Source organism: Cellvibrio sp. UBA7671, from assembly GCA_002483145.1.
In the GTDB taxonomy this organism is placed as follows: domain Bacteria; phylum Pseudomonadota; class Gammaproteobacteria; order Pseudomonadales; family Cellvibrionaceae; genus Cellvibrio; species Cellvibrio fibrivorans.
In genome coordinates, this window is sequence record DLHJ01000003.1 from 1 (window position 1) to 24982 (window position 24982).

Genomic DNA, 24982 nt, shown 5'->3' on the forward strand with positions numbered 1-24982 from the left:
TGCCGGCGTGATGTTGGCGCGTACTGCTGAAGCACAGACCGGTACACCGACTAAAAGCTGTTTGGTATTTTCCGGTGGTGGTTGCCAAAAAGATCGTTGGTATCCAGTAAACGGCGTGTTCCCTGAGCAATCCGCGCCTTTGCAAACCCATTACAGCCGAATTGCGATGATGAAGAATGCATCGCTCACCGGCGCGGGTCACGGCATCATGTTCCATCGCTTTGATAACGCCAGCTTCTCGCGCGACAGCTTTGACGTAAACATGGGTCGCACCATCGGTGCCAACTATCCGGTGAAATACCTCAACGTAGGTACCACCGAAGAGTCGCAACTGAGCCGTGAAGGTTCAGCCAACAAGCCGACCATTACCAGCCCGCAAACTGCACTGGACATATTGTTCAGCGGCGGCACCAACACAGGCACTGGCACTGCACCAAGAAAATCGATTGTGGATTTGCACTACCCGGCGGTGAACAGTTTGAAAACCAAACTGGGCCAGCATGAAAAAGAAAAACTGGACAGCCACTTCACGGCGATTCAGGAAATTGAAGCTGCGATTGGATCTGGAACTGGCGGTGGCGGCGGTGGTTCATGCCCGAAACCGGCAAGTACTGCAGTTACCGGATTTGATGCACTGGCAAAACTGCAAACGGATATCGCTGTGCTTGCACTGAATTGTAATTTGACTGCGTCTGTGTCAATTGCCTTCGGTTCAGATGCGCACAACCATATCTTCGATAAGCTCGGCGGCCGTTCATCGCACCAGTCGCACCACTTTAACCAAGTGCAATACTCTGAAGATATTGCCTACATGCAGAGCTTGACCAAAAACCTGTTGGATAAATTGAATGCCAACGGCTTGTTGAGTTCGACTACGGTGTTCCAGATGTCGGATATGGGTATTGCGGACGCGCACGGCAATGATGATGTACCAATGATTCTCGCCGGTGCCGGTATTGCCGGTGGTCAATTGCTGGATATCGGCAAGAAAACCCAGGCAGATATTTTCCATACACTCGCTTTGAAAATGCGCGCCGACCAAAGCCCGAACAGTACAGCTTATCGTAACTGGGGCGGCTCGATTATCGCTGGCTTGTAATACCTGATTGCACCAGAGTGATAACAAAACCCCGACTTAAAAAATCGGGGTTTTGTTTTTTTGTGGTGGATTATTTAACGTTGTGCGATTTCCTTTTGATTTTTAGTTCGGCAGTTACCGCAGCAACATGATCTTTGGTTTAGCGTGGGCTACTTTTTCCATTTGCCAAATATCCCAAACCAAAACAAGCCCTCAAAAATAAGCCCCAATAGCAGAAAAACTACACCACCAGCAGGAATCCCGAAAAAATAACATCCGATAGCGGCAAATAAGCAAGCTACAACGATTACGACTCTAATGGTTGCTTTCAATTTAACGTCCTTTAATAAATTGGTTTAAAACAGCCGTTATAAATTCAAAATAACTGAGCTAGTTGCAATTGACACTCCTCATCAAGTGCGAATGGTGAGCGAAAAACTTTAAAGCAACTTATCCCTTTCCCTAAAGCCCAACAAATACAAAATCGCATCCAAACCCAAATTAGAAATCGCATGTTCTGCAGACGCTTTTACTAATGGTTTTGCGCGGAAGGCGACGCCGAGACCAGCAACACTCAGCATCGGCAAATCATTGGCGCCATCGCCCACAGCGATCACCTGCTCCAACGCAATACCTTCCTGTTTTGCGAGCATCGCCAACAATTCAGCTTTGCGTTGGCCGTCAACAACAATGCCTTTTACTTCGCCAGTGACTTTGCCATCCACAATATCCAGTTCATTGGCGTAGACGTAATCGATGCCGAGTTTGTTTTGAATATATCGACCAAAGTAATTAAATCCACCCGATAAAATCGCGGTTTTGTAACCGAGTTTTTTAAGCGAGGAAATTAATTTTTCTGCGCCTTCAGTGAAACGTAATTGCTCGGCAATTCCCGCCAGTACGGATTCATCCAAACCTTTAAGTAAAGCCATGCGCTGTGCAAAACTTTGCTTGAAGTCGAGTTCACCGCGCATGGCTGCTTCAGTAATTTCAGATACCAGATGACCTACACCTGCGGCTTTGGCGAGTTCATCAATGACTTCTGCTTCGATTAATGTCGAATCCATATCGAAACACACCAGGCGGCGGTTGCGGCGATAAACCGTATCGCGCTGGAAGGCGACATCGATATTCAAACGTGCTGAGAGCTCCATAAAATCCGCGCGCAATGCCATTAAATCTGCAGGCATTCCACGCACCGAAAACTCCACACAGGCACTGCTTTTTTGCTCTTCGCCTGCATCCAGATCCGCAAGCGGGACGCGACCGGACAAGCGGTTGATGCTGTCGATATTCAATCCATGTCTGGAAGTAACGGCGGTTAATTCAGCAATCATCGCTGCATCAATTTGGCGTGCAAGCAAGGTGACTATGTGACGGGTTTTGCCCTGTTGCTCGGCCCAATGCTCGTAGCTTTCAGCGGTGATGGTCTGGAAGCGCACCTGTATACCAAGTGGCTGGGTAGCTTGTTGGATCTGGTCAAGCAGTTGCGCACGCACGCTAGCAGCAATACGCAGCTCGACCAGAATGCCCAGCGCGAGGGTGTCGTGGATAACGGCTTGGCCTATATCCAGTACACGTGCACCACACAGGGCAAGGACATTGGTAATAGCGCGGGTGATGCCGGGCTGATCCTGCCCCGATGCATTAATCAATAAAAGTTCGTTCACAGTGCCTCTCTATAAGGGGTAACAAACATACGTATTGGCCCGGTGCGTGCTAACTTTTACTACCGGTCACCGCCGCATGTACTTGGGGGCGATTGCGCAAAGCGCGCATTCTAGCGGAATTCATGGCCGCTCACAGCAGCTTCCAGATACGAACTGTGCCTTAGCACGCATCGATAACTTAGGCTAGAATGCGATTCCACACGACATATTGCTGCCATTGCGGCGAGCATGTGTCTGACCACCGACCCCGGCAGGAACTGGGGTTGAATCATGAACGCAACATGACGAGCACGGACTTAACAACAAAATGGCATTGATCAATACCTACCGCACCTACCCACAGCTCAGCCTTTGCAGCCTGCTTCTGATCGCACTCGGTGCCTTTGGTGCCTGGGCCTATATTCACAACAGCGAACAAAACCAGCGCGAGCAGATCAGTCACTATGGCCAGGTGCTCGCCAACAGCGCAGCACGGCAAGCTGTGAATGCCACCCTGCAACAGGACTTGGTAAGCCTGCAGGCGATCCTCCTCGAAGTCGGCCAATATCCCAATGTAGTAGGTGCGACCATCCACAATGTGGAAAACCAGTTGCTGGTGCAAAGCGGTTTTAAACCCAACCAGGAAATTAAAGGGCGTCGCTACAATTTTTCAGCGCCCATCGCATTGCACAATAATGTCGCGGGTTATTTGGAAGTGACGCTGGATATGCCGGTTCACACCGAGCGCGACTATCGCTTTTTTATGCTGTGGATGGCGGCGGTATTTTTCTCGCTGCTGGTGATCTGGTGGTCGATCCAGCGCCAGTGGTGGTCGCAATTAAAAGATAAGCTACCAACCGCGAGTGAGATAGTCACTGCGGTAGTGGAGAAAATGCCTACGATAAACGAAGCGCCCGAACCCGAACCGGAATTACCAAAGCAAGTATCGGTGCGGTTGAGTTTGGACATTGTGAATATGGGCAAGCTTTACCAACAATTGAACAGCGAAAGTTTTGCCACTGTATTGCGCCGTTTTGAAAAACAATTGCAGGGCGTGTTGAATTTATACAGCGGCCAGCGCCAGATGTTATCGGGCGAAACACTCATTATCGATTTCACCGGCGAGGCCTTTTACGAGTGCAGTTTTCGCGCGGTGTGTGCGGCGCAATTACTCAATAGCCTCGCTGCCAAGAGCGTCAGCCCACGCTTGCATTTGGCCGCTGCGGTACATGAATTATCGGCGCCGGTGAGCTCCAATAAATCGCTGCTGAAAGATTTTGTGGTGCAACACAACAATCATTTGAAACCGGACAAAGGCGAAGTCTTAATTAGCCAGCGTTTGATCGATAGTGATCTACAGGAGCATCTGGAAATTGTGAGCGACAGCGGCAAGCTTATCGGTTTGAAAGAGCCCTATGCCGCGTTGCTGGCGAAGCAGGAAGAGCAGTTAGTGGGGGCGACGGCTTCTTAATGATTCGTGTTGCGGATTGCGGTGTCCTGTGCGAGACGCGCCGTAAATACATCCCTGTAGGCTCGACTGCTGCCGCTAGCGGACCTGCCAACAGGTAAACCTGTTGTCGTTCAGCTACGCGCAAAGCACGCTTTGCAAATGCTTGCTTCACCCATGCAGCAGACGGTCTCGCACAAGACACCGCAATCCACCTGCAAGATCTTCGCAATATTTCGAACATCAGTGTCACACACCTGCAACAATTCCATCACATAACCGTCACTGATTAGTCATAGCCTTGCAGTATCGCCCATCGCAAGGTTGTGACTGCCATGCTCAATATCGAACAATCCATTACTAATAAATTCCCCGGTTTTAACCAGCAAGCGCCGATTGTGCGCAACTCCACGCTCAGCATTCTGCGCAAGCTCACCCACGAGCGCGAGATCAATGCGTTTTTGCGCGAGCATGAAGGCAACCGCGGGATTGATTTTATCGACCGGATTTTTGAATATTTTAATTTCAGTTACAGCATCTCCCAGCGCGAGCGCAACAATATTCCCTCTCAAGGGCGGGTGATTATTATCGCCAACCACCCCATTGGCTCACTCGATGGTTTAGCACTGCTGCGGTTGGTAAGCGAAGTGCGCAAAGATGTAAAAATCATCGCCAACGATATGTTGATGGCATTTGAACCGCTGCACGATTTACTCCTGCCGCTCGACAACATGACCCGCGCGGCCTACAAGCAAAGTTACAAAAATATCCTGCAAGCACTCAATAACGACGAGGCGATTATTATTTTCCCGGCGGGCGAAGTATCGCGCGCAAGCCCTACCGGTATTAAAGATGGAAAATGGCAGGCGGGCTTTTTACACTTTGCGCGCAAAACCAACGCACCGCTGCTGCCGATATTTGTCTCCGCCAAAAATTCCATGCTGTTTTACAGCGCTTCCATGATTTTCAAACCGCTCGCGACTGCCCTGCTCGCCCACGAAATGTTTAACAAGCGCTCGGCGGAAATTAAATTCCGCGTGGGCGAGATGATTCCACATCACGCATTGGAATCCGATCAGCTGGCTGATAAAGCACTGATTAAACGCCTGAAAAAACATGTATATAAAATCGGCAAGGGCAACTCATCCAAAAAAAATAACGTTCCGGTTTTTGTAACGGAAAAAACCATCGCCCACCCTGAAGATCGCTCTGCGCTGAAAAAAGAATTTAAAAATGCGCAACTGATTGGCAGTACGCGCGACAATCACAAAATATTCTTATGTGATTACAACCAACATCCGGTAGTGCTGCGCGAAATTGGCCGCCTGCGTGAACAGACATTTCGCATGGTTGGCGAAGGCACCGGCAGCCGCCGCGATTTGGATAAATACGATCACTACTATCGCCATTTAGTCTTGTGGGACGAAGAAAAACTCTGCATCGCTGGCGCCTATCGTTTGGGTGAAGCGCACAAGTTGATGAAGAAAAAAGGCGCTAATGCGCTCTACACCGCAGAGTTATTTGATTTCCATTCCTCGCTCACACCTTATTTGGAACAGGGCTTGGAATTAGGCCGCAGCTTTGTGCACCCGGATTATTGGGGCAAAGCCAGCCTGGATTATTTGTGGCAAGGCCTCGGTGCTTATTTGTCGCATCACCCGCAAGTGCGCTTTGTGTTTGGCCCAGTGAGTATGAGCGCGCATTATCCAAAAGCCCTGCGCGATTTATTGGTGTTTTATTACGAGCGCTACTACTCAGTCAAAAATGCGAATGATGAAAACCTTGCAGAAGGCAATCATCCGCATGAAATCGATGAAGACGTGTTAATCGATTTACAACACCGCTTTGCCAAACTCGATAGCGAACAAGGTTTTGAACTATTACAGGAAGAATTCAAGAAACACGACTGCAAAATCCCCGTGCTATTTAAACAATATGCAAGCCTGTATGAAGAAGGCGGCTACCATTTGCTCGCCTTTAGTGTGGACTCGGAATTTGGCAATTGTGTGGATGGTTTATTTATGGGCGATTTGACCTGTATGAAAGAAGCAAAACGGAGCCGCTATTTAAAACCCACTCAATTAACCGAGTAACCAAACTCTTCCGGCTGAAACCAATAGCGGGAATCTTTGGCGTGAGTGTCAAATGGCAAACGCGGATTATTGATTTCAATCATGCGCAACCCTTTACTACCGGACAAGGGAAACGCCTTGCGAGTTAATGGATGTGCGTGCATATAGCGAAGAAATTCACCTGAATCAATCATGGCTTCCAAACCCTGCTCAATCCAGAGCGCCAGATCTTCATTCTTTTGATTGACAAAAAAATACAACCCAAAGGGATAGTGCAGCACCAAGGATTCATACAAGATTAGATCAGGGTGCTTTTTTTTGCGGGCATTGATTTCAGAATAGGCCTCAAAAAAGCCACGGGGAAAATAATCGCACTTAAGCAGGTCGAGCTGCTGAAACATGCGTTCAAAGCTCGCAACTTCAATCACGCGCAAACCAGCAGCACGTAAAATAGGAGTGTCCGGCCAGTCTTTTCCCTGACAGGCTACTAATGGCCTAAGGCCGCTAAGTGAATGTACGCCATCAAATACGTGTGTCATTGATTGGCGGGTAATAAAGCGGCGGTAGCCCAATAAACCGCGATCCAGGGGAATCCGGATTGCGCGCAGCTTTTCTTCGCGTTCAGGATCAGTTCCCATCCAATAAACATCAATAATTTTGCCTCGCACCATTTCTTGCAAGCCCTGCTTTTGCTCCATCAAACTGACCTGCTGAATTGCCGGTACTGGCCGCCCTTGCGCGCCCAGCTCAAGCGCACGCTTAAGTAAGCCGACAAAATAATCTTGTGCAATCGCGAATTCGGCTTTAGCCGATGCCACCCTGACTACCTGAGGTGCCAGGCTCTGCGCCAATACCAGGCTATCACCACAAAAAGCAATTAACAGTGCTAGCAAGGCGCGGCGAACCAATATCCATAACGCGGGCATGAATGAAAACTCCTCTCACATTCGTCCACGGCGGCAACTTGCTGGAAAGTATAGGTGAAGCACCAAAAGTAAAATCAAAACATCCATGTTAAATGTGACTAAGCATGGGGATTGATATTCTCAGCGCATGGGTCATGCCCTGAAGAAAGGATGTTGACAGGGTCAATTTTGCGCAGGGGAAGAGGCGCTATCCTGAACCACAAAATCACTGGATTGAAACCAATAGCGAGGATTTTTTTCATCCGATAGCGCGGGTAAATTGGAGTTAGGGAGCGTTAAAAAACGTTTGGGCTCAGCTCCAGACAATGGAAAAGCGTGACGCGTATGTTCTTGCTCTTGCATATAAGCAATAAGTTCGCCGTCATCGATCATTTTTTCCAGCCCATCCTGCAACCATTGCGCTAGGGCGTGATTTTTTGGATGCACGTAAAAATAAGTCGCAAATGTGTAATGCAGCATCAGCGGCTCATAGACAATTAAATCGGGGAAAGCGGCAGCGCGGCTGGACACCTCAACCTTACCCTGATGAATACCGCGCGGAAAATAATCGCAGCGTCCCGCCGCTAATTGTTTAAACAAGCTTTCGTAATTAACACTGGTCACCAAGGGCAAGTGCGCGGCGCGCAATATTTCTGTATCGCCCCATTGCGCGCCATGGCAGGCTTTAAACTTGGCCAAATCTGTCAGCGTTTTTATTGCATCAAATTCTGCAATACGCTCTTTGCGAATAATAAATTGGCGATAGCCCACCAAACCGCGCTCAAGTGGCACCGGCACCATCAATAAATCACGCGCACGTTCCTTACTGCCGCCCAACCAGAAAATATCAATAATGCGATCTGCTCTCAGCTCACGCACCATGCGATCTTCTGCCATCTCAATCGTTATAACGAGTTGCGGCACGGCGCGCCCCTTGGCACCCTTCTCTAAGGCTTTTTGCAATAATCCGGAGAAGTATAAATAGGCAGGATCATCCGAAGCGCGCGGCTTGGCAATGTGCAATACCGATAGCTCTGCGGCACAAAGCCATGAAGGCCAAAGCAGCACTAAAACACAGAGATTGGTAAACCATAATTTCATAAACAAACATCCAGACCAGCAACGGCAGTGAGACCCAATGACCCCTAGGCTGATAATTATTGTTGGAGAGATTGCGGTAATGCGCTTCCCCTGTGGGATTCAATTGACATCCCGTCGGAGCAGAGAGTTGCAATCATCGAAAAAGTATAGGTTAATCCATGCCATTAATCTGAACCCTTTAATCAGCACCTTCTTTCTTCTCACAGAGTTTTCTATGCATATTCATATTCTCGGCATCTGCGGCACCTTTATGGGCAGCCTCGCGCAACTCGCCAAAGATCTCGGCCACCGCGTCACCGGCAGCGATGCCAATGTTTACCCGCCCATGAGTACACAACTTGAGCAGGCAGGGATCGAACTGATTCAGGGCTTTGACCCAATCTATTTGCAAGCACCGCACATGCAAACCCCGCCAGATCTGGTGATCGTCGGCAATGCCATGAGCCGCGGCAATCCGAGTGTGGAATATGTGCTCGACCAAGGCATCGCCTACACCTCTGGCCCGCAGTGGCTGCGCGACCATGTATTACAAGGCAAATGGGTATTGGCGGTGGCGGGCACCCACGGCAAAACCACCACCTCTTCCATGCTGGCGTGGATTTTGGAATACGCGGGAATGGAACCGGGTTATTTAATTGGCGGCGTGACGAAAAACTTCCCCACTTCTGCGCGCTTGGGCGGCACCCCCTTTTTTGTGGTGGAGGCCGATGAATATGACAGCGCCTTTTTTGATAAGCGCTCCAAATTTGTCCACTACAATGCACGCACAGTGATTTTAAATAATCTCGAATTTGATCACGCCGATATCTTTCCGGATCTCGCCGCCATCCAAAAACAATTCCATCATTTGGTGCGCACAGTTCCCAACAACGGCCTGTTAATTTCGCCGACCAATGACAAAGCCCTCGCTGAAGTGATCAAACAAGGCAGCTGGACACCACAACAACAATTTGCAGTGATCGACAACACCAGTGACGCGACTACCGAAACAAATAATTCTGCCGCCGAATGGCAAGCAAAGTTGTTAGCAGCCGATGGATCGTCATTCGCGGTGCTACATAACGGCGAAGAAGTCGCGCAAGTACATTGGCAACAAACCGGCATCCACAATGTAAATAACGGCTTGGCTGCAATTATCGCGGCGCGCCATGTAGGTGTAACACCGGAACACGGTGCAAAAGCTTTGGAACAATTTGCCGGTGTAAAACGCCGCATGGAAATATTGGCTGATGTTCACACCATAAAAGTCTACGACGACTTCGCCCACCACCCCACCGCGATTAAAACTACCCTCGCCGGTTTACGCGCAAAAGTCGGCGACCAAAAAATTATCGCCATTATCGAACCCCGCTCTAACACCATGCGCATGGGTGTACACAAAGGCGCACTAAATCAAAGCGTCACCGATGCCGACGATGTACTTTGGTATCAACCCGCCAACGTAGATTGGGCAATGGATGAAGTCGTCAACAAAAGCCCCGTCCCCGCAAAACTCTTGCGCGATTTGGACGAATTAATTCACTGCGCCATATCACTCAGTGAAGCGAATACGCATATTGTGATTATGAGTAATGGTGGGTTTGGAGGGGTGCATCAGAGGTTGATTGAGCAGTTGAAGAAGCATACTTTGTAACTCGCATGACGCAGCGATCGAACGCGATCCACCGCAAATTATCAATACAAAAACAATGGTTAAAGGAGAATGGAGATGACCGAGAACAAGCCACAAGACTCATGCGTCACTAAAATAAAAAAGTGGGGCATAAATTTTTATACAGCTCCTTGTTTTTGGTTGAAGACAATTCCACTGTCAGTTCTTTTTGGTCTAGCAGCTATTGGCTTGTATCAAATAGTTACATCAGCATTTCACTACTTTAGTACACCTCTTTCTTATTTTGATCCTGAACGACTAGGACAACTTGGTGATTTTTTAGGTGGCACACTTAATCCTATTTTTGGATTTGTAACAGTGTGCTTACTCCTTTGGTCTGTTTTTATTCAAAGAAAGGAGCTGAGCCTAACAAGAAAAGAATTAACCAAATCTGCTACAGCGCTAAATAATCAAGTCAGGCTAGCAACGGATGAATACAACAGAAAACAAATAAATGAATCACTTTCAAAGCTCTACGAAACACTTGGCACTTTACACAGTCACCACATATCACCACCGCAACCATTTGATTATGTGAGGGGAGAGTTGAAATCCCAAAGTATTTTTACATGCCTGAGAGACGTATCAGTACTACCCACCAATGAAAAAACAGGTGCTTTAATTCAAATTGATGGAATTAGAGAAAAAATAGAAATATATCAAGATGTGAATTTATTCGACATAAATACATTACCCAAACTGCTAGCAACAATTCATATGGTGTTAGAGAACATATCAGCTCTTACGCAAGAAACGATAAAGCTAACACAAGTAAAATCAATTAGAAAAGCCAGCCACCTAGAAATTCAAAGAGAAATTGAAAAATTTCGAGAAATAAAAGTAATATCTAATCAGCAAGCCATAAACTTTATGATTCCAATAAATTCACTAATTTGAACTTCATACCTATGAAAACTCAGAATATTAAATAAACAATGAATTACAAAAGCGTAAACCTAGGCCTAATCATCGTAGCAACCCTACCCCTAGCCTGCCTACAAATGGCTTTCATCCTGCCAGAAGGCCTGCTCGGCGCGGGCAATACAATCGCAGAGCGTAATGAATTTATCCAAAACAATCTTAGATTGTGGCAATTGGGTTGGTTCAACTGGATGCTCGCCGCACTTGGGTTACTCACCTTTTGCATAATGCTACTACCGTTTATTCCAAAATCCGAATGGCGAGTATTGGGAATATTATTAGTGGCGCTTGGAATAGTGCCGGACACTAGTGCAGAAGTTATTTTTGCGTTTGTGATTCCGTACGGCCATACGATCGACCCAACCTTGGCAACAATGCAAACACTGGAATTAATTGCAGTGCAGCTCACCGGCACATTGGGTAATGGTCTCTATAACATTGGTGGATTGCTCTTAAATGTTTTACTGCTCAGCAACCAACGCCTACCGCGCAAATTAATTTTAATCGGTATTCCCGGTTGGTTTTTTGGTTTTGGTTTAAGTATCACCTGTGCAATGCAGGCATTGGATGCGGCGAAATTTTTCACTGCAGCGGGAATGGTGTGGAGTACCGCATGGATGTTTGCGCTGACGATTAAAGTGTTTCCGCGCTCACAGGAATTAAAAGTCGATTACTGATATGGCAACTATCGATATATTCGTTGCACTAAAAATTCTGCATATCGGCTCACTGGTTTTTTGGCTCGGGCCAAGCCTGGGTACATGGTTTATTCTGATGGCGATGCGCAAACAACTGGGTGAGATTACGCCCGCGACACATCTGGCGTATCGTATTTTTATAAAAATGCTTATTCTTGAACACGTTGCATTTGTAGCTTTGATTGTCAGTGGTATTGGAATGGCAATTCTGGTTTTTGGATTTAGCCAACCTTGGCTGCAATGGAAACTACTGATTATTCTGCTGTTAATTGTACCGCTGGAGATACTGGATATTTGGTATGGCAACATCAAGCTGCCACAAATTTTTTCTCGATTGAATGAAGTGGGCTACGACACAAAACAAACTCGCACACTCCATATCTATCACGCTTTTGTAACGCGTATTGCCATCGCGATTATTCCGCTCAGTGTATTAGTCATTATGTGGCTAGTGATTGCAAAACCGAGCTTAGCTAACCTCTGGTGAATATATTGATAGGTTTTAAAGATAGATATCCCACAAAATAGGGCGCAGCAAGCAGCCCCCTACGGATGCAATGTTATTTGTAGGGGCGCCGCTTGCTGCGCCCTTATCATTAAAACCACCCCTTCCCTTCAATTAACCCGCCGCCCCCTATATCATTACTACTTCTGCAAAAGATCGGTCATTACCAGCAAACAGTGCCGAAGAGCCTGTCACAAAACCCCTTTTCTATTCTGAGAGAGCTTTTGCCATGAAAATTGCATTAATGAACGAATTCAGCCAAGCCGCGAAAAACGCGATTGTGTTGCAGCAACTGCAAGAAGTCGCCGCTGTACAGCAACACAGCGTATTTAACGTGGGCATGAGTGATGACAACGACCACTACCTGACGTACATCCATCTGGGAGTAATGGCCAGTTTGTTATTAAACTCCAAAGCAGTAGATTTTGTTGTGAGTGGTTGCGGCACGGGTCAAGGCGCGATGATGTCTCTCAATGCTCATCCGGGTGTATTCTGCGGTTATTGCATTGAACCGACAGACGCTTACTTATTCGCACAGGTAAACAACGGCAATGCGCTGGCACTGCCATTTGCCAAGGGTTTTGGTTGGGGTGCTGAGCTGAATATCCGCACCATCTTTGAAAAAGCATTTACCGGCGTGCGCGGCCAGGGTTACCCTGCGGAGCGCCGTGAATCTCAAGTGCGTAATGCGGGAATTTTGACCAATATTAAAATCGCAACGGCAAAAAATTATTTGGATGGACTGCGCGCAATAGATCCTGAAATCGTAAAAACAGCGGTGACAGGGGAACGCTTCCAGACATGTTTTTTTGAAAACTGTCAGGACGACAGTATTCGCGCATTCGTCAGGGACGTATTAGGGCAATAACAATTTATGATTTTTTGGAGGCGACCATCAATAAACGAAGTCGCCTCTATTAATATTCAGAATATGTAATTTTTAATTATTTTTGACTATGCATGTGATCGTATTTGATAAAGTATTTGCGCGCGATGACGACCAATTGCTCATCGCTGGGGTGATCGCTCGGCACCACGCCGATGATTGCTTTTGCAATAATTGGGTCATGACGTTCGCAGTGAGCGCGAAATTCATCTTTGGCCTGCGCCGGGCCCGTCACTAGAATTTCTTTTACTTCCGTTAATGCCTGCGCAATTTTATGGTAGTAATCCTGATCGACGGTAGCGTGCCCGCCTTCCGGGGAGTGATGCCCGTGTGCGCTAGCGCGCCCATGCATATTTTGATGAGTTCCCGCGTGACCTCCGGGCGCAAGATGGTGGCTACGCGATTTGATACGCTCCAATTCAACAACTCCTTGTTCAAACGTAATAATGTGAGCCTCTTTACGATCCAACCAGACAACTGCGTGATAACTAGTCATGAGCCTTGCTCCTTTGAGAGTAGTATGCGATTAAAACGCGATATCAGCCGTTCAATTATACTGGCATGGCTGCGGACTTGCCGCTTGATTAATATCGACATAAGTTGATTTGCAGCAAGGATAGCGATATATAACAAAGCCTCATATCATGATAAGTAATAAGACGACGCAGGGATTAAATTCCCTGCATCTATACATCAACGAAGCAAATCCTTAAAAAGCGGAGCCAATCATGAAACCACGCTCAGTCACCCTCGCGATTACCGGCGCTTCCGGCGCCCAATATGGTTTGCGTTTGCTGCAGTGTTTGTTGGCAGCGGATTGCAAAGTATTTTTGATGATTTCCAGTGCTGCAGAAGTGGTAATTCGCACAGAGACAGATCTGGATTTACCGCGCGAGCTGGAGGAGCAGCAAGCGATGTTGTGTGAAATGTTTGGTGCCGATGAAGAGCAACTGCAATTGCTTGCAAAAGACGATTGGTTTGCAGCAGTTGCTTCGGGTTCAAGCTCGCCCAGCTCAATGGTGATTTGCCCTGCAAGCGGAGGAACACTTTCAGCCATCGCACACGGCGCCAGCAATAATTTAATTGAACGCGCTGCAGATGTAGCACTGAAAGAGCGCCGCAAATTAATTGTGGTGCCGCGCGAGACGCCCTACTCTGAAATTCATTTGGAAAATATGCTAAAGCTGACGCAGATGGGTGTGATTGTACTGCCCGCCAGCCCCGGTTTTTATATGCAACCGCAATCCGTTGAAGAGCTGGTGGACTTTATTGTGGCGCGCATTCTCGATCAATTGGGCGTACCACAAGATTTAATGCCGCGCTGGGGTGAGGATTAATTTTTATTATGAATTTACCGAAAAAAGTTCGCATTGTAGAAGTTGGCCCGCGCGATGGATTGCAAAATGAAAAGCAAGCAATCCCTACCTTTGCCAAAATTCAGCTAATTGAAAATCTTGTCGATGCTGGTTTGACTTATATTGAAGCAGGCAGTTTTGTAAACCCGAAATGGGTACCGCAAATGGCCGACAGTGGCGATGTATTTGCGGGCATCGCACGCAAACCCGGCGTCACTTACGCCGCACTCACACCTAACCTGCAAGGTTACGAGCGCGCGCTTGCCGTTAACGCTAATGAAGTGGCGATTTTTGCAGCGGCATCGGAAGCGTTTAGCCAAAAAAATATCAATTGCTCCATCAGCGAAAGCATCCAGCGTTTTGAAACATTGATTAATGCGGCTAAAGCACAACAAATTCCCGTGCGCGGTTATATCTCCTGCGTTGTAGGCTGCCCATACTCCGGCGCAGTTGATGTACAAACTGTTGCGAATATTGCAAAAGAATTATTAGCCATGGGCTGCTACGAAATTTCGCTGGGTGATACCATCGGCGTCGGCACGGCCGGGCAAATCAAACACTTAATTGAAACACTCGCGCGCGACATCCCGATCGAAAAAATTGCCGCCCATATGCACGACACCTACGGGCAGGCACTCGTGAATATTTATGCCGCACTGGAAATGGGCGTAAGTGTGATTGATTCGTCTGTCGCTGGTTTGGGCGGCTGCCCTTACGCAGTGGGTGCAACGGGCAATGTCGCTACGGAAGATGTGGTGTATTTATTAAATGGTTTGGGTATTGAACACGGCGTGAATTTGGAAAAATTAATTTATGCAGGCAACACCATCAGCACCGCGTTAAATAGATCGAGCAACTCAAGGGTTGCGCAGGCACTGAGTAAACAATAATGACCAACGAAATCGAACAACAAATCAATTTGGAAACCGCGCAAATTCACTGGCACGAACTGCAACGTTTTTTCGCCAGCGGCAATGCCATCGCCGTAGACGCAATACTGGATTTAACTCATGTCGCTGCACAAATCGTTGCAGATAACGCCGTACAAATAAAAATCTGGATGGACGCAGGTTTAGTCGATGCAGTAAAAGATAACCAAGCGCAATTATGGTACGAGCAAAATGCATTGGTATGGGCAGTGGTGATAAAGCCCTGGGTGTTGGTGCAGCCGATTACCGAGCAAGCGAATTAAATATGCGCAGCATTCGCCGAGCTACCAAAGACGACGCCGAAGCTATTGCCAATTTATACCGCGAGCTAAATACACTCTCGCCTGTTTCAGTATTGCCGGAGCGAATTGACGCAGTCGCGAAAAGCAGCAACACCTGCTTGCTAGTATGCGATGATTCAGGGCAAATAATCGCCACTGCGCTTATCTGCCTGTGTCAGGATGTCATGTTCGACAACCAGCCTTTTGCGCTGATTGAAAATGTAGTGGTCAGTGCTAACTATAAACGCGAAGGCATTGGCAAAAGCATGATGGACTATATTGAAGCGTTTTGTTTGGAGAAGGACTGTTCCAAGATCATGCTACAAACCAGCAGCGGAAACCGAAATGCGCGGAATTTTTATACGGCTATGGGTTACGACCCGGATGCCAAAATCGGCTTTATAAAATACCGTCGATGCTTTTCGCAATAAAATGTGTGTTTAATAATCCCCCCGACTAAAAACCATTAGGAAATTATTATGAATCTCACAGCCAGCGGCGTTGCATTGCGTTTTTTGTTCGCGCTCTTATTGGTACTACTCAGCTATAACCCCAGTGGCTATTCCTATTTTCACTGGGTTCACTATAGCTTCAGTGATATTACGCCTTACGTTGTGATTGCGGGAATCATTCTGCTGATTGGCTGGGGCATTTATATTAAGGCCACACTGAATTCGCTCGGGCTAATCGGCGTAATTGCACTTGCAGCACTGTTTGCTTGCCTTGTGTGGTTGTTTATCTATTGGGGGTTTTTAAGCGTTAACGATATATCAGCCATGGCCTGGGTGATTGAAGTTTTATTAGCGGCAATGCTCGCCGTCGGTATGTGCTGGTCGCACTTCACTCGCCGTATGAGTGGACAAGTCGATGTAGATGAGATTGAAGATAAATAATTTTTAGCCTTGGCTTGCAAGCTTTACTAAAACTTAACAGCTGAACTTTTTGTAAAAATAATCCTCCGCTAGTTAGCGGAGGATTATTTGGAGTAACGTAAAGTACTTCATTAAATAGCTGATTTGCCAACCGCTGCAGCGGGTAAATCGTCGTAACTAACTGCGGGATCTGCAAACATTCGCTTAGCCAAAGTTGCACCTTTCAAACCCTGGATCGACAACGTGCACAGAAGCCCACCAATCATGGCGCCAACCACTCCGCAACCAAGCGCATCCTGCCCAGTTAGATAAAGCCCTGCTATCTGCGTTTTTGGACGCAACCAGGTTTGATTGAAACGCTCGGGTGTGTGATCGAGGCCGTAAAGCTCTCCCCTGCCATAACGAGAAAACCAGTTGGTAGAAAGCGGAGTAGACACTTCGTAATAATCAATTTTTCCACGCAATTGCGGTAATTTTTTATAAAGCTCTTCCAATAATTGTGCTGCAATTTTCTCCTTCAATGCGTCATATTCTTCACCTCTTTTTCCCCATGCAGTGTCTTTCCATGATTCAAATATTTCATAACTGGTGGGTGCAACAATCTCAATAGTGGAAGTGCCTGGATAGCGACGCGCGTAACTTGGATCTTTAGTAGAAGGAAAAGAAATATAGACTAGCGGATATTCCCCTGTTGGATTTGCAAGAAAGCGCGCGACATTATCATCGTGATGCTCGTCTTGATAAATCCAGAAATTGGTATTGGGCAAATTCAACTCTTCAGTCGTGCCTTTCAGACCAATATAAAGACCAATATGCGGCATGGATTGATCCACTCGTTTACGTTGTTTTGCATAACCCGAACGCTTGACGCATTCTTCTGGCAACAACTTTTCAAATGTGTTGATCAAGCCGGCATTACTGATAATGGTGGTTGAGCGAATAACAGTTCCATCCACCATACGCACACCAACAGCACGGTTTTTCTCAATTACTATTTCCTTAACATCAGCGTAGGTGAATACGTCGCCACCACTGCGTTGAATTATTGGAATAATTTTTCGCGCTATTTCCGATGCACCGCCTACAGGATAAAAACCACCATTGATGTAGTGATTGGCAATCACGGAATGGGAAATAAAACTGGATTTTTTTGGTGGCACACCACAATCCCCCCACTGGCCTGTAATCGCGCCGATCAAGGCTTCATTTTTTGTCAGCCCGGACAATACACTGTACGTCGTTTTATTAAACCAACGTGGCAGTATCATTTTCAGTGCACTACTTATAAAACGCGGGACAATTTTACTCACTGCATACATCTGCATCGCGATAGTCGCTTTATCCAACAAACCAATGTAACGATCAATTGCATCCTCTTCTTCCGGAAAAGCATCTACAAATGTTTTACGAAAATTTTCTTTTCCGGCACGCAAATTTATTTCGCGCTTATCAAGATAAAAACGATCGTAATTTTCATCCATTGATGACCAGGCGAGCTTGCCATCTGTAACATAGTCAAACAGCTTTCGTGGTAGCGACTCAGGTAAATTCATTTCACCAACGTAATGTACCCCCACTCCCCATTCATATCCATTGCGCGAATAACTATGTGTATAGCCCCCAGCCGTATAATGCTGCTCAAGCACTAACACTTTCTTTCCTTCTTTGGATAAACAAGCTGCTGTCGTCAAACCACCTATACCCGAGCCAATCACAATGGCATCGTAATTAGTGTCCAAACGACTCACACGATAACGCCGGCCGACACGCACATCATTGGGACCGACATCAGAAGCCGCAGTAGATGTTGCAAAATTATTATTCATAAACCTGCTCCTTGTAGCCACATTTAATTGGAGCTTTACTATATAGATTTTATGTGACGGCGGAAGGTAAAAGATGTTTGCGGGTGATTAATGTCACGTATGGATAAGTCAATTCGTAAATTTAAACGTCAATTTAAGAATGATAAAAAAATAATGCGGATTTGATTACAAAATTAGTTGAAGGATACGCCAAGCCACGAAAAATAATTGCACCTTTTTTACTGAAAGGCTGCGTGAACACTCTGACAATATCATCAAAGCGCGCGTCCGAATGAATTTCAATCCACAAACGAACGCGCGCAGGGGCGGAAAAATAATACGTTAACAAGCCTCCTTTGTTACAACCCTAGGTTAGTGTGCGAGCAAACGAAATTCTTTGCGCAGTTCCCGCCAAACCTCCAGCCCTATGGCTAGAGCGATAGTCATCACCACCGAATACACAATCATCACATAGGCATAGGGTGCAACATTGTTCCAGGGGCGCGCGATCCCCAGATAACATGAGTAGAGCCAAGACACGAGCGATATCACAGCAGTGACAAGCACCAAAAACTGCGCCATGCGACTAGCACCAATAAAACCGGCGGGGGACGTTAACACGCGAAAACTGTAGTGGTGCAAAAATAGTCCGTTGAGTGTCAGTATGCTTACGACGGTAAATTTAGCCCAGAGTTTTTGGTTCATTAGGTAAGCCGGATTATCCAGGTAGCCGATAGCCACTATCACCAACCCTGAAACCCAGAGCACAACCAGTGCGAGCGTGACCAAACCGGAGTTGCGATGAAGATTCTCGATAGCGGCAGCATCCATCGCCCGCCCGCGCCATTTGGCGAGCGCTATGTCTTGCACAAGGAGAACGCCGATGGCGAGGCAAGCGGCGATTAAATGAATGTAGACCAGGAGTGTTTTAAGCATCGTCAGGTTCCTCTTTCGTTATTATTAAAACCGCCACCATTATCAATGGCTGTTTCCAGAGGATTTTTGATCTAGCGCAATAAAAACTATAAATGCTGCAATCCCAACACGATTATTTCGCGCTGGTCATATCCCGCTCCAAGCCACTTGGCCCGGCGGGTTTTTTAGGCTCCCATACCCAGATTAATCCGCGCACATAACCATCACCTTTGATGCCGGTGTGATCAAGCCCTTCCATCGCATAATTAAGCAACTCCAAACCCTGATATTTGCGTGCGGCCAGCTGTTTTTGAAAGTCGATGATTGGATCGCGAAAGGCGGGATATTCAGTGGTGCCGTAGGAGATAAACATGCGTCCGTTTAAAGCTTTATGTTTTTTGGCATAGTGGCTATCCACTTTTACAAGCGCTTGTTTATCCCACTCTACCGCAGGGCTCAGGGCGATATAGCCGGAAAAAAAACCAGGTGCTTGATAGGCAGCAGTCAGCGTCAGCAATCCACCCAGTGAATTGCCTGCAATCACGCGGTCGGTTTTTTCGCCGCGATATTGAGCTTCAATAAGCGGGGCAACTTCTTGCTGGATAAAATTCAAAAACAAATTCGCCTTACCGGATTTTTCATCCACCGCAGTAAAGGTGTAATCAATGCGCCGTTCTTTACCGTAATCCGCAGTTGAAGGATAAGACAAGCCCACCATAATAAATTCAGGCACCTGGTTGTCATAAATTAAATTGCCATAGGTTGATACGAGCAGCGGCGTATCCCAGTAGGCATCAAGATAATAGAGGACGGGATATTTTTTAGCGGGATTGGTTTTGTAGCTGGAGGGATAGACCACCACCAATTCGTGGTCTCGTCCGGTAATTTTTGAATGGATAGGAATAATTTCGGTGTTGTTTAATACAAACTGTTTATGGGCTTGCTGTGCAAAAGCGTGTGCTGTTATTCCTAGCAGCATGACCAACAGGAACACATATTTTTTATACATAGACACCTCGTTTTAAATTTATATTGATTCTGGTGTGCTTGACCTATTTATCTACCCCAATTAAGTCAATCAAGGCTTATTGTATAACTCCCAAGTCTCCTGCTTTTTCTTCTCGCTCTTACGCAGCAACACATAGGTTGCACCGAGCCAACCGTGACGTTTTTGCGCTGAATGGAATGCCATAACTTCATCCAGCTGCGGCAACCAATGCGCCACACAACTTTTAAGCTGTGCTGGCTGCTCCCGCCCTTCCCCTTTACCGTGCGTGATTAGGGCGCAGCGAATGTCATGTGTCATGCAATCCTTAACAAATTGAAATACCGCGCTACGCGCCTGCTCGATGGTCATATTGTGCAGATCGAGCCGAGCATCAATCTGATATTTGCCCATACGCAGACTGCGGTAAACGCCGTGCTGCACACCATCTCGTTTAAACTCAACAACCGCTAACGGATCAAGCGGCTCTATGTATTCACCTGAGAGGAAATTTTTGTCTTTCGCAAGCTCGGCAGTCGCCGCTTTGCGCCGGGTTTCTACGCTGGTTTTATCCAGGTGCGGGGATGCCAGGGTGACTTTTTCTTCCACTTTGATGGGTTTTACATCCTTCATTTGTTGAAGGAAAAGATCAGCATCGGGGGTTTTATTGGTCATAAAAATAGACTGGAACAAAAAGATCGGGGGTAGAATTGTGCAGGATTTGGCGCTGAACTGGTAGCGCAAATTACCCGGAGCAGTGTAGGCAGCACATATCGCGATATGCGCTGCCTCCCACCTTAAAGGCGGGTGTTGCTGACAAACGCAATCTGGGAGCCGTCGGGCGACCAGCTGGGCACATTGATACTGCCCTGCCCGCCATACACATAAGCGATAATTTCCGGATCACCACCCTCCGCTGGCATTTCGCGCAGATACACATGGCGATAGAAAGGATGATCACCTGGATCTATATCATCCATGTAACTCAGAAAAACAATTTTCTTACCGTCAGGCGATACATGTGGAAACCAATTGTTGTGATTGTCGAAAGTGAGCTGCTGTTGATTGCTACCATCCGCGTGCATGCGCCAAAGCTGCATCATGCCCGTGCGATTGGAATTGAAATAAATATATTTGCCGTCAGGGCTGAATTCGGAGCCATCATCCAGAGTGGGCGTGTCGGTCAATTGAGTCTCTTTGCCCGTTTTAATATCGACACTGTAAATATCGTATTGCCCCTTACGTTCGCCGGTAAAAATTAAGGATTTATCATCCGGCGAAAAACCATGCAGGTAAGAATGACCAGCACCTTTGGCAGTAATGCGCGTAGGCTTTTTGGAGCCTGTTATCGGCAGGGTATAAATCGTCGAGTGATTATTTTCGTCGGCAACGTGATGGCTAATACCAATTAATTTACCACTCCAGGAAAGCACGTGATCGTTATTATTGTTGTTCGCAAAACCCGATTCCAGCACCGTGCTTTTGCCGCTTTTGATATCGAAATTAAATAATAAACCTTTGGAATTATAAATCAGCGTTTTACCGTCCTGCGTCCAATTGGGAGCCTGAATCGAATCGGACGAGCGATACACAATGCGCCGATTTTTGGTTTTCATATCCATAATTTCCAGATTACTGCCAATGTAATCTTTATAGGGGCGAAAATCTTTTGCGGCGGGAAGGATAATTCTTACATTGGAGAAAACGGCTGTCTCTACTGCATCGGGATTGTGTGCGCACAGACTTAGACCTGCATAAATTTTTTCACCGAGTTTGATATTGGAAACTGAGGTCACCTGAAACGGCTGCCCCATTTTTGCTGCGCTCATAATATAGGTATCGCCACGGCGCTCCAGCTGAATCACATCGGGAGCTTTGATCGCCATCGGATACTCTTGCGTATCACCGCCCGCGCTCGCGCGAAATTGCAAAGAGGTTAGACCATCACCGTGCACTGTTGCATGAACATTGGGTGAGCCCGTATCGAGACTGGTGCGTAAATTCCAACCCACTTTTCGATGCGGATCGACACCTGTTCCCTCAAAAGCAACATGGGCACGCAAAATAAAATCGCCCGTCAGTTGGGTGTAGGCGTAATGTAATTCGTCTTCGCCCACCCACATGTTTTTACCCGAACCACTCATGCGATATTGCTGGGAAGCTGGATCATAGATCGCGGCGCCCTTGTGTTTGACTGCGCCTATATCACTGCTGGCAGAAAATTGACCAATGGATCCTGCACAAGCAAATAAAGGAGGTAAAAACCAGAGCATAACAATCACCCATAGCTTGGCTATTCTTATCATCACTATCCCCTCAGTGCAAAACGGTCGCCGATTAGCTTACAGATACTGCTCTACTTTTCCTCTACTACTGAAACCTTTTACCGATTTTTACCCTAAGGCCTCATTTTTTGTTGATGGGAATTTCATGAGATTAAAGTGCACTTACTAATAAAAAATTCCATAAAAAAAGGATGCAATTTCTTGCATCCTTTTGAGCTATGACTCGCATATTTACAATAGTGCGAAATTATTTATTTGCGCGATTCTCAATTAACTCATTTACCACCGCCGGATCGGCCAGAGTTGAAGTATCGCCTAGCGAATCCAATTCATTCGCGGCAATTTTGCGCAGAATACGACGCATGATTTTTCCGGAGCGGGTTTTCGGTAAACCCGGTGCCCACTGGATTACATCCGGACGCGCGATAGCGCCAATCTCTTTTACCACTAACGCCAGCAATTCTTTTTTCAACTCATCGCTTGGCTGCTCGCCCGCCATCAAAGTGACATAAGCGTAAATGCCCTGACCTTTGATATCGTGCGGATAGCCAACCACTGCGGCCTCGGCAACCTTATCGTGCAACACCAATGCGCTTTCCACTTCGGCCGTGCCCATACGGTGACCAGACACGTTGATTACATCGTCTACGCGGCCGGTGATCCAGTAATAGCCATCGGCATCGCGGCGCGCGCCGTCGCCGGTGAAGTAGTAGCCAGGATAAGTGCTGTAATAGGTGTCTATACAGCGCTGGTGATCGCCATACACGGTGCGGATCTGACTTGGCCAAGCGGCCTTAATGCATAGATTGCCCTCGCCTGCACCTACCACCTCCTTGCCTTCCGCATCCAGCAATACCGGCTGCACACCAAAGAAGGGGACAGTGGCCGAGCCGGGTTTGAGGTCGATCGCACCAGGTAATGGGGTAAGCATGTGCGCGCCGGTTTCGGTTTGCCACCAGGTATCCATAATCGGGCAGCGGCTATCGCCGATCACTCGGTAGTACCACTCCCATGCTTCGGGGTTGATCGGTTCACCTACGCTGCCGAGTATTTTTAAACTGGCGCGCGAGGTCTTGGTGACGTAGTCATTGCCTGCGCCCATTAATGCGCGAATCGCTGTCGGTGCGGTATAGAAGCTATTGACGCCGTGCTTATCGATGACCTGCCAGCAGCGGGAAGCATCGGGGTAAGTGGGCACACCTTCAAACATTAGCGTGGTTGCGCCATTGGTGAGCGGGCCGTAGACGATATAGCTGTGGCCGGTCACCCAACCTACGTCGGCGGTACACCAGTAAACATCGCCCTCGTGATAATCGAACACGTACTTGTGAGTCATGGCAGCTTGCAGCAGGTAGCCACCGGTAGTGTGCAATACGCCTTTGGGTTTGCCGGTTGAGCCGGAGGTGTAGAGGATAAACAGCGGATCTTCGGAATCCATGACTTCAGGTTCGCAATCATTTGCCTGACGCTCGACGAGATCCTCGTACCAGAAATCGCGCTTTTCATCCCAAGCGATATCGCCACCGGTGCGCTTGACCACTATGCAGGTATGGACGCCGGGGCATTGTGCCAATGCGATATCAGCATTCTTTTTCAGTGGGACGCGCTTGCCGCCACGCAGGCCCTCATCAGAAGTAATTACAACCTGACATTCCGCATCCTGGATGCGGTCTTTTAATGCTTCGGGCGAGAAGCCTCCGAATACGATTGAGTGAATTGCGCCGATACGGGTACAGGCGAGCATGGCATAAGCAGCTTCCGGGATCATCGGCATGTAGATGCATACGCGATCACCCTTTTTCACGCCGCGTTCGCGCAGGGCATTAGCGAGGCGACAGACTTGATCGTGCAATTCTTGATAGGTAATAAATTGGTCTTCGGAAGGGTCATCGCCTTCCCAAATAATGGCGGTTTGGTTGGCGCGGGCGGGCAAATGACGGTCGATACAGTTAACGCTGACGTTCAGTTTGCCATCGATAAACCAGCTCACTTCGCCTTTGCGCAAATCGCTTTTGGTCACTTGTGACCAGGGTTGCTGCCAGGTCAGGAAGGTTTTTGCCTGCTCCGCCCAGAAAGTGTCGGGGGCATTGATCGATTGGTCGTACATTTCCTTATAGCGCGCCAGATTGATCGCTGCCTTGGATTTGAAGCTTTCAGGAACCGGATACAGATGTACTTCTGACATGGTTTTATCTCACTGCCGTTATCTTGTTATTGATCGAAAGGGTAGCGACGGATGAAATTGGTGACGCGCAACATCCACGCTGTGAACTGGGGTCAAGCTTAGCAGGATTGGAGCTAAAAGCTCAATGACAACGTTGTCCAAAACAGTGCGAAAAGTGTAAATTTCGCACTGCAATGAAGCGTAAAAATGAAAAACTTATCCATTAGGGTTTCTTGAGACCCGGCCCTTCGCGATCCAGGCGCTCCAGCTCTTTTGCGTAGGCATCTATATCCTCCCAGTCAAACGCAGTACCGGCATTGATATGATCAGGATGGAGCGCACGTGCCTTGGCATTTTCTTGCAGCGTGTGTTCTTTTTCAGGCTCACCATCAACCTGCAAATCGTCAAAGCGCTTGAGAATATCGTCTGCTTTAGTGGTCATATACCTACTCCAGTGACACAGTAAATACAACAAAAA

24 protein-coding genes are annotated in these 24982 nt (G+C 47.4%); 13 read left to right on the plus strand and 11 right to left on the minus strand.

Annotated elements, in window-relative coordinates:
* A partial coding sequence (locus tag B4E62_RS02675) for a DUF1552 domain-containing protein (protein WP_331350966.1) occupies nt 1-1099 on the plus strand: 1099 nt, incomplete at its 5' end.
* A gap of 419 nt (nt 1100-1518) precedes the next feature.
* Here the strand turns inward: B4E62_RS02675 and serB are convergent.
* On the minus strand, nt 1519-2748 hold the full coding sequence (gene serB / locus B4E62_RS02680) for a phosphoserine phosphatase SerB (protein ID WP_310075994.1): 1230 nt from the start codon (nt 2746-2748) through the stop codon (nt 1519-1521).
* A gap of 307 nt (nt 2749-3055) precedes the next feature.
* On the opposite strand from serB, the gene B4E62_RS02685 reads away from it, so the two are divergent.
* Nucleotides 3056-4198 carry a hypothetical protein gene (locus B4E62_RS02685; protein WP_331350967.1) on the plus strand — a complete coding sequence of 381 codons (1143 nt, stop codon included), beginning with the start codon at nt 3056-3058 and terminating at the stop codon, nt 4196-4198.
* Nucleotides 4199-4509: 311 nt separating this feature from the next.
* Nucleotides 4510-6267 carry a lysophospholipid acyltransferase family protein gene (locus tag B4E62_RS02690; protein ID WP_331350968.1) on the plus strand — a complete coding sequence of 586 codons (1758 nt, stop codon included), beginning with the start codon at nt 4510-4512 and terminating at the stop codon, nt 6265-6267.
* Here B4E62_RS02690 and B4E62_RS02695 read toward each other — a convergent pair.
* Both B4E62_RS02695 and B4E62_RS02700 read right to left on the minus strand, forming a co-directional pair.
* Nucleotides 6252-7172 (minus strand): hypothetical protein, encoded by a 921-nt coding sequence (locus B4E62_RS02695; protein WP_331350969.1) that lies wholly within the window; start codon nt 7170-7172, stop codon nt 6252-6254. The genes B4E62_RS02690 and B4E62_RS02695 overlap by 16 nt on opposite strands.
* A 162-nt stretch (nt 7173-7334) precedes the next feature.
* Entirely contained in the window at nt 7335-8252 is a 918-nt protein-coding gene (locus tag B4E62_RS02700; RefSeq protein WP_331350970.1) for a hypothetical protein, read from the minus strand.
* 214 nt (nt 8253-8466) lie between these two features.
* On the opposite strand from B4E62_RS02700, the gene mpl reads away from it, so the two are divergent.
* The 5 genes from mpl (at nt 8467) to B4E62_RS02725 (ending at nt 12895) form a co-directional block, all read left to right on the plus strand.
* On the plus strand, nt 8467-9885 hold the full coding sequence (gene mpl / locus B4E62_RS02705) for a UDP-N-acetylmuramate:L-alanyl-gamma-D-glutamyl-meso-diaminopimelate ligase (RefSeq protein ID WP_331350971.1): 1419 nt from the start codon (nt 8467-8469) through the stop codon (nt 9883-9885).
* A 75-nt stretch (nt 9886-9960) separates the two neighbouring features.
* Nucleotides 9961-10800 carry a hypothetical protein gene (locus B4E62_RS02710; protein ID WP_331350972.1) on the plus strand — a complete coding sequence of 280 codons (840 nt, stop codon included), beginning with the start codon at nt 9961-9963 and terminating at the stop codon, nt 10798-10800.
* 104 nt (nt 10801-10904) lie between these two features.
* Nucleotides 10905-11501, plus strand: a complete 597-nt coding sequence (locus B4E62_RS02715; RefSeq protein ID WP_331350973.1) for a hypothetical protein — start codon at nt 10905-10907, stop codon at nt 11499-11501.
* 1 nt (nt 11502) lies between these two features.
* Nucleotides 11503-12009: a DUF2269 family protein gene (locus B4E62_RS02720; protein WP_331350974.1), complete on the plus strand. Its 507-nt coding sequence runs from the start codon at nt 11503-11505 to the stop codon at nt 12007-12009.
* A 247-nt stretch (nt 12010-12256) separates the two neighbouring features.
* On the plus strand, nt 12257-12895 hold the full coding sequence (locus tag B4E62_RS02725) for an RpiB/LacA/LacB family sugar-phosphate isomerase (protein WP_310076013.1): 639 nt from the start codon (nt 12257-12259) through the stop codon (nt 12893-12895).
* Between the two features lie 76 nt (nt 12896-12971).
* On the opposite strand, the gene B4E62_RS02730 is transcribed toward B4E62_RS02725, so the two are convergent.
* The gene (locus tag B4E62_RS02730) at nt 12972-13409 is read right to left on the minus strand and encodes a hypothetical protein (RefSeq protein ID WP_310076015.1); all 438 of its coding nucleotides are present in this window, start codon (nt 13407-13409) and stop codon (nt 12972-12974) included.
* Between the two features lie 232 nt (nt 13410-13641).
* Here B4E62_RS02730 and B4E62_RS02735 point away from each other — a divergent pair, with 232 nt between their 5' ends.
* Genes B4E62_RS02735 through B4E62_RS02755 form a run of 5 tightly spaced genes read left to right on the plus strand, consistent with a single transcriptional unit; the run spans nt 13642 to nt 16371 of the window.
* Nucleotides 13642-14250 carry a flavin prenyltransferase UbiX gene (locus B4E62_RS02735; protein WP_310076018.1) on the plus strand — a complete coding sequence of 203 codons (609 nt, stop codon included), beginning with the start codon at nt 13642-13644 and terminating at the stop codon, nt 14248-14250.
* An 8-nt stretch (nt 14251-14258) separates the two neighbouring features.
* Nucleotides 14259-15158, plus strand: a complete 900-nt coding sequence (locus B4E62_RS02740; RefSeq protein ID WP_331350975.1) for a hydroxymethylglutaryl-CoA lyase — start codon at nt 14259-14261, stop codon at nt 15156-15158.
* The gene (locus tag B4E62_RS02745; RefSeq protein WP_331350976.1) at nt 15158-15460 is read left to right on the plus strand and encodes a DUF2288 domain-containing protein; all 303 of its coding nucleotides are present in this window, start codon (nt 15158-15160) and stop codon (nt 15458-15460) included. The genes B4E62_RS02740 and B4E62_RS02745 overlap by 1 nt, the downstream gene beginning before the upstream one ends.
* On the plus strand, nt 15400-15909 hold the full coding sequence (locus B4E62_RS02750; RefSeq protein WP_331350977.1) for a GNAT family N-acetyltransferase: 510 nt from the start codon (nt 15400-15402) through the stop codon (nt 15907-15909). The genes B4E62_RS02745 and B4E62_RS02750 overlap by 61 nt, the downstream gene beginning before the upstream one ends.
* 48 nt (nt 15910-15957) lie before the next feature.
* On the plus strand, nt 15958-16371 hold the full coding sequence (locus tag B4E62_RS02755; protein WP_331350978.1) for a DUF6524 family protein: 414 nt from the start codon (nt 15958-15960) through the stop codon (nt 16369-16371).
* Nucleotides 16372-16481: 110 nt separating this feature from the next.
* Here the strand turns inward: B4E62_RS02755 and B4E62_RS02760 are convergent, their stop codons facing one another.
* The 7 genes from B4E62_RS02760 to B4E62_RS02790 form a co-directional block, all read right to left on the minus strand.
* Entirely contained in the window at nt 16482-18176 is a 1695-nt protein-coding gene (locus B4E62_RS02760) for an NAD(P)/FAD-dependent oxidoreductase (RefSeq protein WP_331350979.1), read from the minus strand.
* 351 nt (nt 18177-18527) lie between these two features.
* A complete protein-coding gene (locus B4E62_RS02765) occupies nt 18528-19091 on the minus strand; it encodes a DUF2214 domain-containing protein (protein ID WP_310076032.1) in 564 nt (187 codons plus the stop codon).
* Nucleotides 19092-19203: 112 nt separating this feature from the next.
* On the minus strand, nt 19204-20079 hold the full coding sequence (locus tag B4E62_RS02770; protein WP_331350980.1) for an alpha/beta hydrolase: 876 nt from the start codon (nt 20077-20079) through the stop codon (nt 19204-19206).
* 69 nt (nt 20080-20148) lie between these two features.
* Nucleotides 20149-20730: a DNA endonuclease SmrA gene (smrA, locus tag B4E62_RS02775; protein WP_331350981.1), complete on the minus strand. Its 582-nt coding sequence runs from the start codon at nt 20728-20730 to the stop codon at nt 20149-20151.
* Nucleotides 20731-20852: 122 nt separating this feature from the next.
* The gene (locus B4E62_RS02780) at nt 20853-22361 is read right to left on the minus strand and encodes a hypothetical protein (protein ID WP_331350982.1); all 1509 of its coding nucleotides are present in this window, start codon (nt 22359-22361) and stop codon (nt 20853-20855) included.
* Between the two features lie 226 nt (nt 22362-22587).
* The gene (acs, locus tag B4E62_RS02785) at nt 22588-24525 is read right to left on the minus strand and encodes an acetate--CoA ligase (RefSeq protein ID WP_331350983.1); all 1938 of its coding nucleotides are present in this window, start codon (nt 24523-24525) and stop codon (nt 22588-22590) included.
* A 202-nt stretch (nt 24526-24727) separates the two neighbouring features.
* The gene (locus B4E62_RS02790) at nt 24728-24946 is read right to left on the minus strand and encodes a hypothetical protein (RefSeq protein ID WP_331350984.1); all 219 of its coding nucleotides are present in this window, start codon (nt 24944-24946) and stop codon (nt 24728-24730) included.
* Nucleotides 24947-24982 lie beyond the last annotated feature (36 nt).

What these genes read in the sequence shown, in the direction of transcription:
- B4E62_RS02685 (WP_331350967.1), top strand. Translation starts at nt 3,056, where the DNA reads ATGGCATTGATCAATACCTACCGCACCTACCCACAGCTCAGCCTTTGC.
- B4E62_RS02690 (WP_331350968.1), top strand. Translation starts at nt 4,510, where the DNA reads ATGCTCAATATCGAACAATCCATTACTAATAAATTCCCCGGTTTTAAC.
- B4E62_RS02695 (WP_331350969.1), bottom strand. Translation starts at nt 7,172, where the DNA reads ATGCCCGCGTTATGGATATTGGTTCGCCGCGCCTTGCTAGCACTGTTA.
- B4E62_RS02700 (WP_331350970.1), bottom strand. Translation starts at nt 8,252, where the DNA reads ATGAAATTATGGTTTACCAATCTCTGTGTTTTAGTGCTGCTTTGGCCT.
- mpl (WP_331350971.1), top strand. Translation starts at nt 8,467, where the DNA reads ATGCATATTCATATTCTCGGCATCTGCGGCACCTTTATGGGCAGCCTC.
- B4E62_RS02710 (WP_331350972.1), top strand. Translation starts at nt 9,961, where the DNA reads ATGACCGAGAACAAGCCACAAGACTCATGCGTCACTAAAATAAAAAAG.
- B4E62_RS02715 (WP_331350973.1), top strand. Translation starts at nt 10,905, where the DNA reads ATGGCTTTCATCCTGCCAGAAGGCCTGCTCGGCGCGGGCAATACAATC.
- B4E62_RS02720 (WP_331350974.1), top strand. Translation starts at nt 11,503, where the DNA reads ATGGCAACTATCGATATATTCGTTGCACTAAAAATTCTGCATATCGGC.
- B4E62_RS02725 (WP_310076013.1), top strand. Translation starts at nt 12,257, where the DNA reads ATGAAAATTGCATTAATGAACGAATTCAGCCAAGCCGCGAAAAACGCG.
- B4E62_RS02730 (WP_310076015.1), bottom strand. Translation starts at nt 13,409, where the DNA reads ATGACTAGTTATCACGCAGTTGTCTGGTTGGATCGTAAAGAGGCTCAC.
- B4E62_RS02735 (WP_310076018.1), top strand. Translation starts at nt 13,642, where the DNA reads ATGAAACCACGCTCAGTCACCCTCGCGATTACCGGCGCTTCCGGCGCC.
- B4E62_RS02740 (WP_331350975.1), top strand. Translation starts at nt 14,259, where the DNA reads ATGAATTTACCGAAAAAAGTTCGCATTGTAGAAGTTGGCCCGCGCGAT.
- B4E62_RS02745 (WP_331350976.1), top strand. Translation starts at nt 15,158, where the DNA reads ATGACCAACGAAATCGAACAACAAATCAATTTGGAAACCGCGCAAATT.
- B4E62_RS02750 (WP_331350977.1), top strand. Translation starts at nt 15,400, where the DNA reads ATGGGCAGTGGTGATAAAGCCCTGGGTGTTGGTGCAGCCGATTACCGA.
- B4E62_RS02755 (WP_331350978.1), top strand. Translation starts at nt 15,958, where the DNA reads ATGAATCTCACAGCCAGCGGCGTTGCATTGCGTTTTTTGTTCGCGCTC.
- B4E62_RS02760 (WP_331350979.1), bottom strand. Translation starts at nt 18,176, where the DNA reads ATGAATAATAATTTTGCAACATCTACTGCGGCTTCTGATGTCGGTCCC.
- B4E62_RS02765 (WP_310076032.1), bottom strand. Translation starts at nt 19,091, where the DNA reads ATGCTTAAAACACTCCTGGTCTACATTCATTTAATCGCCGCTTGCCTC.
- B4E62_RS02770 (WP_331350980.1), bottom strand. Translation starts at nt 20,079, where the DNA reads ATGTATAAAAAATATGTGTTCCTGTTGGTCATGCTGCTAGGAATAACA.
- smrA (WP_331350981.1), bottom strand. Translation starts at nt 20,730, where the DNA reads ATGACCAATAAAACCCCCGATGCTGATCTTTTCCTTCAACAAATGAAG.
- B4E62_RS02780 (WP_331350982.1), bottom strand. Translation starts at nt 22,361, where the DNA reads ATGATAAGAATAGCCAAGCTATGGGTGATTGTTATGCTCTGGTTTTTA.
- acs (WP_331350983.1), bottom strand. Translation starts at nt 24,525, where the DNA reads ATGTCAGAAGTACATCTGTATCCGGTTCCTGAAAGCTTCAAATCCAAG.
- B4E62_RS02790 (WP_331350984.1), bottom strand. Translation starts at nt 24,946, where the DNA reads ATGACCACTAAAGCAGACGATATTCTCAAGCGCTTTGACGATTTGCAG.